At 40.6% G+C, this 12,932-nt stretch carries 15 protein-coding genes; 2 read left to right on the top strand and 13 right to left on the bottom strand.

Going from position 1 to position 12,932, the window contains the following annotated elements; all coding sequences use genetic code 11:
• Window positions 1-67: 67 nt before the first annotated feature.
• The 8 genes from VM932_RS13205 to VM932_RS13170 all read right to left on the bottom strand — a co-directional run bounded on the left by VM932_RS13205 (window position 68) and on the right by VM932_RS13170 (window position 7,172).
• The gene (locus VM932_RS13205) at window positions 68-472 is read right to left on the bottom strand and encodes a hypothetical protein (protein ID WP_326279224.1); all 405 of its coding nucleotides are present in this window, start codon (window positions 470-472) and stop codon (window positions 68-70) included.
• An 84-nt stretch (window positions 473-556) separates the two neighbouring features.
• Window positions 557-985: a hypothetical protein gene (locus VM932_RS13200; RefSeq protein ID WP_326279223.1), complete on the bottom strand. Its 429-nt coding sequence runs from the start codon at window positions 983-985 to the stop codon at window positions 557-559.
• Window positions 986-998: 13 nt separating this feature from the next.
• A complete protein-coding gene (locus VM932_RS13195) occupies window positions 999-1,850 on the bottom strand; it encodes a universal stress protein (RefSeq protein ID WP_326279222.1) in 852 nt (283 codons plus the stop codon).
• A gap of 58 nt (window positions 1,851-1,908) precedes the next feature.
• Window positions 1,909-2,718 carry a universal stress protein gene (locus tag VM932_RS13190; protein WP_326279221.1) on the bottom strand — a complete coding sequence of 270 codons (810 nt, stop codon included), beginning with the start codon at window positions 2,716-2,718 and terminating at the stop codon, window positions 1,909-1,911.
• Between the two features lie 10 nt (window positions 2,719-2,728).
• A complete protein-coding gene (locus tag VM932_RS13185) occupies window positions 2,729-3,571 on the bottom strand; it encodes a universal stress protein (RefSeq protein WP_326279220.1) in 843 nt (280 codons plus the stop codon).
• A 153-nt stretch (window positions 3,572-3,724) separates the two neighbouring features.
• On the bottom strand, window positions 3,725-4,561 hold the full coding sequence (locus VM932_RS13180; protein ID WP_326279219.1) for a universal stress protein: 837 nt from the start codon (window positions 4,559-4,561) through the stop codon (window positions 3,725-3,727).
• Between the two features lie 87 nt (window positions 4,562-4,648).
• Window positions 4,649-5,698 carry a response regulator gene (locus VM932_RS13175; protein ID WP_326279218.1) on the bottom strand — a complete coding sequence of 350 codons (1,050 nt, stop codon included), beginning with the start codon at window positions 5,696-5,698 and terminating at the stop codon, window positions 4,649-4,651.
• Window positions 5,676-7,172 (bottom strand): sensor histidine kinase, encoded by a 1,497-nt coding sequence (locus VM932_RS13170; RefSeq protein WP_326279249.1) that lies wholly within the window; start codon window positions 7,170-7,172, stop codon window positions 5,676-5,678. The genes VM932_RS13175 and VM932_RS13170 overlap by 23 nt, the downstream gene beginning before the upstream one ends.
• Before the next feature lie 119 nt (window positions 7,173-7,291).
• On the opposite strand from VM932_RS13170, the gene VM932_RS13165 reads away from it, so the two are divergent.
• Entirely contained in the window at window positions 7,292-7,699 is a 408-nt protein-coding gene (locus VM932_RS13165; RefSeq protein ID WP_326279217.1) for a hypothetical protein, read from the top strand.
• Here VM932_RS13165 and VM932_RS13160 read toward each other — a convergent pair whose 3' ends face one another.
• The 3 genes from VM932_RS13160 to VM932_RS13150 all read right to left on the bottom strand — a co-directional run bounded on the left by VM932_RS13160 (window position 7,700) and on the right by VM932_RS13150 (window position 9,874).
• Entirely contained in the window at window positions 7,700-8,521 is an 822-nt protein-coding gene (locus tag VM932_RS13160; RefSeq protein ID WP_326279216.1) for a universal stress protein, read from the bottom strand.
• 141 nt (window positions 8,522-8,662) lie between these two features.
• Entirely contained in the window at window positions 8,663-8,953 is a 291-nt protein-coding gene (locus VM932_RS13155) for a chaperone modulator CbpM (RefSeq protein WP_326279215.1), read from the bottom strand.
• A 6-nt stretch (window positions 8,954-8,959) separates the two neighbouring features.
• A complete protein-coding gene (locus VM932_RS13150; protein WP_326279214.1) occupies window positions 8,960-9,874 on the bottom strand; it encodes a J domain-containing protein in 915 nt (304 codons plus the stop codon).
• Between the two features lie 177 nt (window positions 9,875-10,051).
• Between VM932_RS13150 and upp the strand changes: the two genes are divergently transcribed.
• Complete coding sequence (gene upp / locus VM932_RS13145; RefSeq protein ID WP_326279213.1) at window positions 10,052-10,705, top strand: uracil phosphoribosyltransferase; 654 nt, start codon at window positions 10,052-10,054, stop codon at window positions 10,703-10,705.
• Window positions 10,706-10,709: 4 nt separating this feature from the next.
• Here the strand turns inward: upp and VM932_RS13140 are convergent, their stop codons facing one another.
• Complete coding sequence (locus tag VM932_RS13140; RefSeq protein WP_326279212.1) at window positions 10,710-12,080, bottom strand: MBL fold metallo-hydrolase; 1,371 nt, start codon at window positions 12,078-12,080, stop codon at window positions 10,710-10,712.
• 4 nt (window positions 12,081-12,084) lie between these two features.
• Complete coding sequence (locus tag VM932_RS13135) at window positions 12,085-12,927, bottom strand: ATP cone domain-containing protein (protein ID WP_326279211.1); 843 nt, start codon at window positions 12,925-12,927, stop codon at window positions 12,085-12,087.
• Window positions 12,928-12,932: the final 5 nt, after the last annotated feature.

The following is a 12,932-nucleotide window of genomic DNA, read 5'->3' as shown; positions in this document are numbered from 1 at the left end:
TTACTGATTAATGAATATTTGACAATCCGACAAGCACTGTATTTTACGCTACAAAAACATGGTCAAGTCAGTATGATGGTTTCTTTTTTTTGAGCACAGACCCTGCATAATCATAAACCTCCTTTTTAAGATTGATGTAGGCTTTGATGTAATCCGTTATTTTCTTATTGAGTTCCTGGTGCTTTTGGTAGTAGTGGTCATCACATTCATCGTCTACACATTCAAAAATGCCACCAAGTCCATTTTCATGTTTCTTAATGGTTTCGGACAGTGATCTTCTTTTCCTCTTGGAAATCTTGAAATGTTCTCTGAATGTTTCCAGACGCTCGAAGAGTTTGGGAGTACATGGCTCAAATACATAGGAGTCCAACAGCCCTTGGATAAAGACCATTTCACCTTCGATAAACTGCAAATAGGATTTCCAATTTTGCAATTCTCCGTGCATCAGCTCTATTTGTCTCTCCCTTAACATTATTATGGCCCTTTATTAAATTGCTATTGAATGTAAGGTTTGGTCGGTTATTGTGAAATGATCTAAATCATATTGATGATCTAGTTAAGTGCCATCCGGATACCGGTCATCCATTCCAAAAGATTGTTTTACCAATGCTTTGAACTGGTTCTTGGTCATGCTATCCACCGTTTTGGTGGTCTTTATCTTCGAGGCCAATTTTGGATGGTTGTCTTTTAGGGACTCTACAAATTTTTCCGGGGCTTCGGCCGGTCCAAAAATGGCTATTTGGTCCGCATCGGAAATCTGCTCGGCTATCTCTTCAAAATAATTTTTTAACTGATGTTTTTCCCTCTCAAGATATTTGCTATCCTGGATAACATCTTGCGGACCCCATCTGGTTTTGGACCGTGATCCTCCCTTGGGGTTAAAAAATTCCAGCTCCGAAGGAATGTTAAAAAGACTTTCCTTTCCATTGTCCAATATTACTCCGTTGGCTTCTAGTTTGTCCAACCATATTCCTATTTGTTTCACAATCTCAACTTTTTTAGTTATCGTTCAGTTCCAAAATGGGCACTTGGGGATCAAACCCTATCTTTTTTACCAGGGGATTTGAAAGGATACTCCCGAAGAACAAATGTTTTTTGTTCAAAAAGGCCACCATGTCGCAATTATTCTCCTCTATAAACTTGTTGATGCCATCACTGATCTTATCTGCGGGCAAAAAATGCATTTCATAATCTGTACCCTGTAAAATTTCTTGCAGCAGTTCCTTGTTCATCTCTTCTTTTCGGCTGAGTTTTCCATCCTTGTCCTTATCTATGTGCACCACGTTAATCTTCGCATCGTGCAATTTGGCTAGCTCTGTTAAATCCCCTATTTCCTTTCTCTTAAAAGGGGTTTTATAATCCGTGGGAAAAACAATCTCCCTTGGTATTTGAAACATATAATCGTTGGGTACTGCAATAACGGGGCATTCCCGTACCTGCTCCATCACATTTACGGTATTGGTACCAAATATGCGGGCTTTGGATTCGGTAATCCCTTTGGTGCCCATTACAATAATGTCGATGTCCTTTTTGTCGATTACAATTTTAATGGCCTCGCTTAAGCTGTTGAAGGTTGTAATGGTATGGAATTGGTGCTTATTATTTTGAGAATGGAGCTTTATGATTTGCATCAATCGTTCCATGCCTTCTTCGGACTCTTTTTTTGCCGCTTCATAATAAGGTTCCCCTATTTCGGGAACCCTCATACTGTCCAAAGTATATCCTGAAATATGAAAGGCATTGAGTATATAAAAATCGCATCGCACATTACTGTATAGTTCCAATGCGTACCTAATGGCATTCAATGCATTTTTGGAATAGTCCGTAGGCAACAAAATTCTCTTGTTCATGGTGGTTTTTGTTTTAGCGAAAATTACAGTACTTCAAAATGTTGTACCATGATTTTGGTCAACTGTTCGGCAGAATCAAAAAGGGTACCTTCAATTTTGTATTGAGCTCTTTTATAATGCCCTTTCCAATAAACTCCAAGAAAAAATGATGCGGATAATACACCATGCAGAGCATATCTATACTCCAGAGATCCACAAATTCCAAAATGGTGTTCACCTTGCCATCAAATACTGGTAAAGCAACCTCTTTTGAACTGTTCTCGGAAATGGCCCTGAGAAAATCGACCTTATTTTTCCTGGCCGTGCGATCATCTTTATTTTCCTCAATCACCATAGGGACAATTGCACTATTTGTTAAACCACTAAAAAATTGGAGAGTTTTAATGTTCTTTTCCGCAATTGGTCTCGCGTAATTGGATGTAAATGCGATTTTATCGACATTTTTAAAATCAATCTCCAAGGGAACAATCAACACGGGACAACCGGTTATTTCCCTTACCAGTTGCATGGCATTGTTCCCGAACAATATATGTTTTATCTCTTCTTGTTCCTTATTTCCGATAACGGTAAGGTCCACCTTGTTCGATTTGGCATATTCAGCAACTCCCTTGGTCATATCGGAGCAAAGGGAAACTTTTTTAAAGCTGTGTTCTTTGTTCTCTCCAACATCTCGGACCAAACGGTGTACCAAAGCGTCCAACCCTTGGCTTGAATCCAGTTTCGCTTTTTCCATATCCGGATCATTCTCGCTACTGCACACATTTACAATATGAAATATGCATTCCTTGCCCTTGAACAACTGTGCTGCATAATACAATGCATTATAGGAGTTGTTGGAAAAATCTGTGGACACTAAAATCTGTAACATGGCTTTTTGTTTATGGGGTGATGGGAAGTACTAAAAAAGGAACCTTGCTGTGGAAACCTATATTTTTGATTATCGGTTCTACAAACAGGCGTTCCAAGAACGTATGTTTGTTTTTTACCATAGCGAGCATTTCCACCGGGGTTTCTTGTTGAAACCCATTAATGGCCTCTATCAATTCTTGGTCCGGTAAATCGTAAAACTTATGGTTATGTTCCAGTAACTTACCTTGCAGATAGGTTTTGTGGTCTGTCTGATCAATACTAAGACCTTCTGGAGCGGTTACGTGCATTATGTGCAGTTTGGAGTGCCATAGTCTTGAAAATTTGAGCAGGAAATCCAGATTGACTTTTTTATAATCCACTTCATAGTCGGTGGGGAACAAAATATTCCTTGGGGGCTCATATTCAAAACCAGAAGGAACGGCCAAAATTGGAATGTCCGATTTTTGAATCACATGTACCGTGTTCGATCCAAAAAGAATCTCCTTGGCACCGGTTGCTCCTTGTGTTCCCATTACAATAAAATCTATCTTTTCTTTTTGGGAAATTGATGCAATCTCGTCTGTCAACGAATTAAAGGCCGCATGGGCAACAAAGGTGTGTTTTGATACATTGAACTGGGCCTGGATTTTCTTTTTGGTGTTTTCCAAGGCTTCCTCAGCCCGATATCTTTCATCATCAGGCAAACCCAATCGTCCAGGACTTCCCAGTGTATAATCGACCCTGTAAATGGCCGGGGTATATGCATGTACCAAATAAAATATACAGGTGGAATTCTCCAACAATTTCACCGCGTGGGAAATGGCATGGAATGCGTTTTCGGAGAAATCGGTGGGCAATACTACTTTGATCATAATTCCATTATTTAAATAACTTTCTGCTGTTAACAAAGCTAATTATGGTGTTGATCAAATACTATGATCTACATCACATACCCAAACTATTATAAAGCCATAAAAATAGGTTCTTAACTTCCCAAGGAATTCATGAACAGTTAAAAACAGTGTTTATTCGTGAATCACAAAGAATGGAACTTTTGTATGGAAACTTATTTGTTCCACAATGGAATCAAAGAGGATTTGTTGGATAAAGTTTAGGTTTTTGGCCACCATCACGATCATGTCGATCTCGCGGCTCTCCATAAAACATTGTATGGCGGGTTTAACCTTTTGGTTTGTAATGGTATGCATACTGTAGGCTCCAGGCAATGTATCCTCCATAAAATCCAAAAGGTGCTCTTTGTTCTTCTCTTGCTCTTTGTTTAGACTGTCCCCTTCCTTTAACGCATTCATGACCCGAAGCTTGGATTTTCCCAATTCCACCATTTCTTCCATTGGGTGTAAAATACGTAGGGAATAAAAAATATTGAAATCTGTGGGAAAAGCTATTTCCCTGGGTTTGGACAGTTTAACTTGGGCAGGAACAACAAGGGTGTTGCATTGTACTTTGGTAATAACATCACCAGCATTGCTTCCCAGTATTTTCTCTTTAATTCCCGAAGCTCCCCTGGTTCCCATTACAATCAGGTCAATGTTCTGTTCCGCTATATATTTTTTTATGGTAGAAGTAAAAAAACCGTACTCATGCAATGCAAAAAAAAAGTGGTTTGCCTCAGTGCTATGCTTTCTACATTCCTTAACCAGGTCCAATAATTTTTTCTTTGTGTTTTCTGTGGGTGCCCCACCTGATTCTTGAAAGGACTCTGCATCTATTTTTGTATCCAACAGCGTACCGACATAAAGCAAATAAAAATTGCACTCCATGGAACTGAACAGTACTTGGGCATACTTTAATGCCTGAATGGAGTTCTCGGAAAAATCTGTCGGAACAAGAACATTTTTCATGTGTCATAAATTATGGGCACAAGTTTATCATTCGTAGAAAAAAAAGGAATGATAAATATCACTTAAGCCATTTATGACGCATATTTTTTAATTCACGTTCTGCAATGCTTCTTTATCCAACACCATAATATTTCTGTTTTCTATGGTGATAAGGCCTTCGTGTTTAAAATCCGATAAAGTTCTGATGAGACTTTCCGTTGCAATACCCGCAACTCCGGCCAAGTCGCTTCGGGATATTTTTAAAGGTTCCTGTTTGTCCTTGTTAATGGCCCTGCTAAACATTAAAAGTGTTTGGGCCGTTTTTTTTCTTACGGAACTATAGGCCATTTGCAACAACTGGTTTTTAATGTTTGCCAAGTCACCTGTTATAACATCCATAAGCTCTAGGGAAACACTTTTGTTGTCTTCCAAAATGCCCTTCACTTTTTCTTTGGATATTCCGGCCAATTCCACTTCTTCCATTGCCAATGCGTATTCCTGATATGGCAAGTGGTCCGTTAAAGAGGTGAATCCCAAAAAATCGTCTTCGGAGTACACCGATGTAATCAGTTCTTTTCCTTCTTCGTCCAATCCACAACTTTTTACGACCCCTTTTAAGATCAGGTACACCATGTTGGAGTGATCCCCTTTCGCATAAATGGTTTCATCTTTTTTAAAGGAAAAAATTTGACCATGGTCATCAAAAAAGTTCTTCAGTTCGTTCAATGATCTAATTTCCTGTTCTTGTGATGTTGTTTTGGGGTATTCCGCCAGGGCGGCCCCCATTTCTTTGGCCTTTTCCAACCGGCATTGAATGGCCGACAAAAGTTCCTCCTCTTCAAAAGGTTTGGTCAAGTAATCATCAGCGCCAAGGTTCATGCCCCTTCTAACATCCTGCTTCTCGGTTTTAGCGGAAACAAAGATGAAGGGAATGTAACGGGTGGTCTCAATTGATGAAAGTTGCTCCAAAACTTCATAACCGTCCATCTCTGGCATCATAATATCACATAAGACCAGATCCGGCTGTTCTTTAACAGCCTTGTCCACTGCTATTTTTCCATTTGATGCCGAACACACATTAAAACCGGACAATTCCAACAGTTCAGCTACATTTTCCCGTAGCGAGGTGTCATCCTCAACCAGTAATATTTTTTTCATTTTCCTTGTTATTTATGGGTATGTACAGTGTAAACGTTGAACCTTTGCCCAATTCGCTTTTAAAAGTCACATTGGCGTTAAGGTTATGCAGGTGCTGCCTTACTATATTGAGGCCAATGCCGGTCCCTTGTACGGTGAGCACATTGCTGGCCCTATAGTATCTATCAAAGATAAAGGGTTGGTCCTCCAAAGGTATTCCCAAACCTTGATCAATAATATCAATGTAAAGGTGTCCATTTTCTTTGGTTACCACAAGCTCAATGGTCGAATCTTCCGGTGAATATTTTATGGCATTGTGCACAAGGTTGGAAAGGGCCAATCCCAAGATTTTTTCGTCAAATTCCACTTCAATCCCATCAATGTTCTCGGGATATTGAATTCGCTGCCCTTCCTTTAGGAGCATATTGGAATCGTAGACCACTTCATTGATCAATTTACTCAAAGGGAAAGGGGACATGGAATAGTTGACCTTTCCAAGGTCCAAACGTTCTATGGACAAAAAGTCCGTAAGGATATTGTCCAAATACTTTACCTTGGATTTGATGGTACCGATGTGCTTGTCCCTTTTGTCCTGCTGTTCGGATTCAATATATTTGGACAAGAGCGAGGTAGAAGTAAGAATACTGCTGAGCGGAGTTTTAAACTCATGCGAGACCAAGGAAAGAAACTTCGTTTTCAGCTCATTCAGTTTTTTCTCTGCTTGGAGTGCCTGTTTTAACTGTTGTGTTCGCTCTTCTACCTTGTTTTCCAGTTGTTGGGTATAGTTTTTTCTTTCCGTAATGTCAAGCACAATGGCCACGCATACCTCTTGCTTGCCCAACAATGATAATTGCAGGTGCACCTCTACCGGATACGTGGAGCCGTCCTTTCGTTTATGGATCGTTTCAAAAATTACTTTTTCTTTTCTTTTTAATAGCAAGGGGGACACCAGCCTACGAAATACATCTTTTGTAAGTGCTGGTTTAATGTCCATTACCGACATTTGGCCCAGCTCTTCCATACTATACCCCAAATTGTGTTGAGCGCCCCGGTTTACGTTTATAAAAACAAACGATTCAGCATCAAAAACATAAATTTCGTTAAGGGATTCATCAAAAATTCGGAACCAGTGGTCCATTGCCTCTTTGGCCTTCTTTTGCTCGGTAATATCCATAATCAGGGCCAACACATATTTGCGTTGGCGCAATTGGAACGGGTTTAGGCTTATCTCCAAAGGAAATTCACTGCCATCCTTGCGCTTGCCCACCAAATCCTTGCCCTTTCCCATCTGCCTGGCCTTGCCCTCACTCATAAAGTTATTGGCCAATCCCGTATGGTGATTCCTTACTTTATCGGGAAGCAATAATTGCATTGGTTTACCGACAAGTTCACCCTCGGGATAACCGAACATTTTATCGGTGGTAGTGTTGCTGGCAGTAATCATTTGTTGTTCATCAACAACAAGGATGCCTTCCGAGATTACCTCCGATAACATCCTTAGCACGTTACTTTTTTCAAATACTTCCAAAACGAAAAATGAATTTACTGATTTTGGTCATGGGGGGAAAGCTTTTACATGACTATATTTAAACTTTTACAACTAAATTTAAGAAAATGTTGGAATCTAAGAAAAAGCTCGGAAACGAACTTTATCAAAGTTTGGGAAAATTGTTCTATGCCATGGCCATGGCAGATCACAGCATTCATGTACAGGAAATGAAAAAGCTCAACGAAGTGGTTCGGGATTATTGGCTAGAGGTCGATGATATTGAAGATGAATATGGTTCGGATGCCGCTTTTCAAATTGTATCCGTTTTTGATTGGCTATTGGAATATGAAAAGGACGGCGAAGAAATTTATGAGGAATTCGAAGCTTTCTATACCGACAATAAGGTGCTGTTTACCCCCCAGATCAAAAATCTGGCCATGTCCACATCAAGGGCCATTATCGCTTCTTTTTCGGGCAGCAATAAGTCGGAGCTCATTGTATTGGGGCGTTTGCAATTGCTTTTCAACAATTGATCATAGTTTAATGGTCATTACCGGTAGTTCTGCGTGGTTGGATACATTTTCTGCCAAACTTCCAACTACAAAATGGGACAGCCCTTTGCGGCCATGTGTTGGAATCACCAATAAGTCAGCACCTTTCTTAAAACAATAATCAAGAATTCCGCGCTCCACACTATAATGGTCATAAAGGTTTACGTTAATTTCCTTGTTCAATTCTTTTTTAAATAGCTCAATTCTCTTCTCCACATTATCACGGCCCATAAAATTTCCGCCTGAGGCGTTCACATAAACAATTTCCAATGAAGCGGAGAACAATGCTGCAAAAGTTTCCGCCTTTTTATAAATCGGTATGTTTTCTTTCTTAAGGTCACAGGCCAACACCATTTTGTTGATGGTGAAATCCCTTTGTTGTTTTTTGATCACTAAAACGGGCAATTCCGAAGAGCGCACCACCTTTTCGGTATTGGAGCCAACGAACAGATCACTAAAACCACTTGTTCCGTGTGAGCCCATCACCACTAGGTCACAATGTTGTTCTTGGGCCACTGTGTTTACTTCCTTAAAATCTTTATAATTTTGTATAATTGCTTCTAAAGGAATCTCTTTCATATACTCTTTTTCCGTATACTGTTTGATTTTTTCTTTGGCCTGATTTAGATAATATTTGGCCTCGGCTTCCTCTGCGATTTCCGAATTGGCCAAAACAGAATCTGACACACCGATCATATGGAGCAACACAATGCCAGCTCCATGCTGTTTTGCAATTTTTGAGGCAACTTCGAGGGCGTATTCCGAATATTTCGAAAAATCGACAGGTACCAATATTTTTTTCATGACTTTGATTGTTAAGACAAAATGGTTCTCTTTTTTAAAAAAGGGCATGAACCATCTCCATTTGTTGCATTTTCCTTTAAAGGTAAGGTGGGGAGGCAACAGCTCCTATGATCTTGGTCATATCTAAAATTGATGGGATGTTTACTTGAATGTGTCCAGCTTCTTTTTAAGCGAGGCCACTTCTTCCTGTAAACTTTCCACTTGCCCTAAAAGATGATGGATAGCCTGGATTCCTTCGGGATTTATATCCAACTCTTTGTGCAGGCGCACCATTTTTTCCAGGAGCGGTAAATCCTCAACATGAAGCTTTCCCTCATCTTCTTCGTATGCTAGTTGTAAAATCTCATACTCGTACATGGAGTAAACAAAAGATTCCCCAACCCCATGGCATTCGCAAAAAGTTTTAATGGATATGTAATTCTCTTGTTTCATGTCTTTTTATTCTAGGTTGGTTTTCTCCAAAGATTCAAAAAGCGATTGCTGTTCTTGTGTCAAGTTCTTGGGTATTTTTACCGCATAGGTGAGGTACAAATCCCCAAATTGGCCTTCCTTCTTGTATTTTGGAAAGCCTTTCCCTTTAAGTTTCACTTTGGTGCCGTTATCCGTGCCAGAGGCCACTTTTAACTTTACTTTCCCGGTCAGGGTCTCCACCTGTATTTCTCCCCCAAGCACAGCTTTTACCAAAGGTATCTGTACTGTTTTGTACAAATTTGCCCCATCGCGTTTAAACGTAGTATTGTTTGTAATGGAAAACGTAATGTACAGATCACCAGCTGGGCCGCCTTCAATTCCCGGTCCACCGTATCCTTTAATTTTGATGGTCTGTCCATCTTCAATACCAGCGGGAATGGTCAAGCGGATATTTTTCCCATTTACGGTGATTGTCTGTTTTTGGGTAGTGTACACATCCATCAAGGACAATTGGAGCTGGGCATTGTAATCCTGCCCCCTAAAACGAACCCTTTGCCTTCCTGAGCCAAATCCAGATGCTCCCCCACCGAACATCGATTCAAAAAAGTCTGAAAAATCTTGAGCAGACCCTCCAGAGCGGCTGTAGGTATAGCCTGAATAATCCCCACCTCGACTTTGTTGAGCTCTTGACCGTTTCGCTTTCTCAAACTCCTCTGCATGCTGCCAATCTTTTCCGTACTCGTCGTATTTTTTCCTTTTCTCGGGATCCGAAAGTACTTCGTTGGCCTCATTAACGCGCTTAAAGTTTTTCTCCGCCTCCTCGTCGTTGGGATTTAGATCGGGATGGTATTTTCTTGCGAGCTTACGGTATGCTTTTTTAATTTCGTCGGTAGGTGCTTTTTTATCTACCCCCAATACTTTGTAATAATCAATAAAATCCATAGGCGATACAGAAATCTGAATTCGTAATACCTCACATCACTCTTTCAAATTTCGCTAAAAATCTTCTTTTTTTACAATGACCTTTATCAGTATCCAAACTGACACTTTTAGCCAACGTTTTTCATTTTTATATCTTCCCAACAACATTTACCTTTAAGAAGACGCAATTTCCAAATAATGATCATCCATCAGTTTGACCAGACCAATTCCATCCTGAATACTTTTATTTCAGAAATCAGGGATGTAAAAATCCAGAAAGATGCCATGCGTTTTCGACGCAATATTGAACGTATCGGTGAGATTCTAGCCTATGAACTCAGCAAAACCCTGGATTATGGAGAAAACGAAGTGAAAACCCCGTTGGGCATTAAAAATTCGTTTTTATGTTCGGACAACTTAGTGCTCTGTTCGGTACTGCGGGCCGGCCTCCCATTGCACCAAGGGATTTTAAGCTATTTTGATGGCGCTGAAAATGCCTTTATTTCGGCATATCGCCATCATCCAAACAACGATGATGATTTTGAAGTAATCGTGAAATATTTGGCCGCGCCATCATTGGATGGTAAAATTTTGGTGTTGACCGACCCCATGCTGGCCACAGGAAAGACTTTGGAAAATGTGCTCGATGCCCTTAAAAGCCATGGAACCCCCAAGCAAATTCACATTATATCGGTAATCGGTTCCAAATCTGGTGTGGCAAAGGTTGAAAAGGTTTTTCCGAAAGACACACAACTTTGGATCGCTGCCGTTGATGAAGGCCTTACCAGCAAAGGTTATATCCTGCCCGGACTTGGCGATGCAGGTGATTTAAGTTACGGAGTGAAATTATGATGCATCACAAGATTACCTCAACCACCTCGTGCATTTTGGGAATATGACAATGCCACCCTAATTTTTGTTGTATTTTTTCCTTGTATGCCTCCATGGCGGATTTTTCCCCATGTACCAAAAACACTTTTTCAGGAACATTTTTTATAGATCCCATCCATCTCAACAGTTCCGATTGGTCCGCATGAGCAGATAAACTTTCCAAATGATGGACTTTGGCTTTAATGGGGACATATTTTCCGTAAATTTTAAGCTCCGTTGCTCCTTCGAGCAACTTTCTTCCCCTTGTTTCCTCAGCTTGAAACCCAACAAGTAAAATGGAAGTGGAATCCAAGTCCGCCAATTGCTTTATGTACGTGAGAACCCGACCTCCCGTAACCATTCCGCTACCTGCAATCACAATTTTTGATCTGGGGTCATCAATAGTCTCCCAAGTTTCGGCGTAGGAGCTTACTATATTTATATGGTTGTACATATTTCTGTATTCCTCCGGTGTCAGTTTATGCCAGCTGGGAAAAGCTTTGAATACTTCCAATACATTGTTTCCCATGGGGCTATCCACAAAAATGGGAATATTGGGTATCTTGTTCTTCTTGTAAAGCTTCCACAATTGGTACATTAGGGATTGTAAACGTTCCACCGCAAAGGAAGGAATGATCAAGATACCCTTCTTATGTAAAGTCTCTTTTACGAGTTCCATTAAGATCTGCCCTACATTTTCTTCAGGATGATCCCGATCTCCATAGGTGCTTTCCACAAACAAATAGTCGGCCCACTCCGGTTGTTTTGGCGGGTTGAGCAATTCATCGTTTTGCCGGCCGACATCACCTGAAAATACAAATCGTTTACCATAGAGATCCATATCTAAATAGGTAGAACCAATAATGTGCCCATTGTACAAGAATGTCACCGAACAATGGTCCGAAAGGGAAATCTCTTCTCCCTCCTCGACTTGTTCAAAAAACTTCAAGGTAAAAGCAACATCCTGTTTTGTGTACAATGGCAGGGCAGGATCATGCTTACTGTATTTTTCTTTATTGGCCCTCTCCGCTTCTTCTTCCTGTATTTTGGCACTGTCCTCCAATATGATGCGGGCAATTTCCAAGGTGGGGGCAGTTCCCAAGATCTTTCCCCTGAATCCTTGTCGGACCAAAAGGGGCAAATATCCGCAATGGTCCAAATGTCCATGGGTAAGCAGCACATAATCCATTTGCGAAGCATCCACAGGCAGCGACTCCCAATTTTGTTTTCGCAATTCTTTTACACCTTGGAACAGACCACAGTCCACCAAAATTTTGATTTCTTCGGAGTGCAGGTAAAATTTTGAACCTGTCACCGTTTCCGAAGCACCTAAAAAATAAATTAGAAGTTTTTTCATCCGTTTACGAATTACAAAGTGATTTCATTTCTTTCAGGATCCGTTGTTTTCTGCCATTGGAAACCCCCAAATGGTCGAGCAAAAAGCTGTTCTTTATCAATTGCCTGCACAGTACCATATCGCGTTGCAACAAAAATTGCTTTTCCCTATTGGACAACAATGTTGAAACCGTGATGGGGTATAATCGCAATCTGTCTATTCTCTCCTTTAGGCCGTTTCCATGCGGATAATCCCAGCTTAAAAGATAGAGCCCGACACATTTCCCATATTCGAGGGCATCTTGCGTAAAACGGGTGTTGGTGGCCAACCAACCTTTGGTTTCCTTAAAGTCCTTGTTGTTTTGGGACTCCAAAGGCAACTTGACATCTTGGTACCTGGAATGGATATACAAGGGAATCTTTACATTGCATTTCAGTCCATCCTCACTGTGAAACTTGCACTCGATAATGTTCAAGGTTTCGTTTTTTAGGGCCAAAACATCAATTTCATGGGACACACAACTGCCTTGCAACACTTCTCCTACTTTGGTTTGATAACCGGAGTAATGCAAAATACCGCTGATAAATTTCTCAAAAGGGAAGCCAGTTGGGCCGAGTTCGTAAATGGCTTTTTTCAGTTTGTACTTTGATGCGTAGACCGACTCCTTTTTCTTTAAAAGAGCAAAGGCCCGGTTATAAATTTCGCGGGTGCTGATACCTTGGTAAAGTTCATCTTGCACACGCTGTACAATGTCCTCTACCAATGCTTCCGAAGCTCCACTGAATTGAAGGGAATTCTTGAGCTTTTCCATGGAAAAATCCACTTTTTCCCCTGTGGACTTTGTAATGTGAAACTGCTTTGTTGCCATACCCC

The organism is Flagellimonas halotolerans, assembly GCF_035818535.1.
Lineage (GTDB): Bacteria > Bacteroidota > Bacteroidia > Flavobacteriales > Flavobacteriaceae > Flagellimonas > Flagellimonas halotolerans.
The sequence above is the reverse complement of the archived record's forward strand: the minus strand, read 5'-3'. Positions and strand labels throughout refer to the sequence as shown.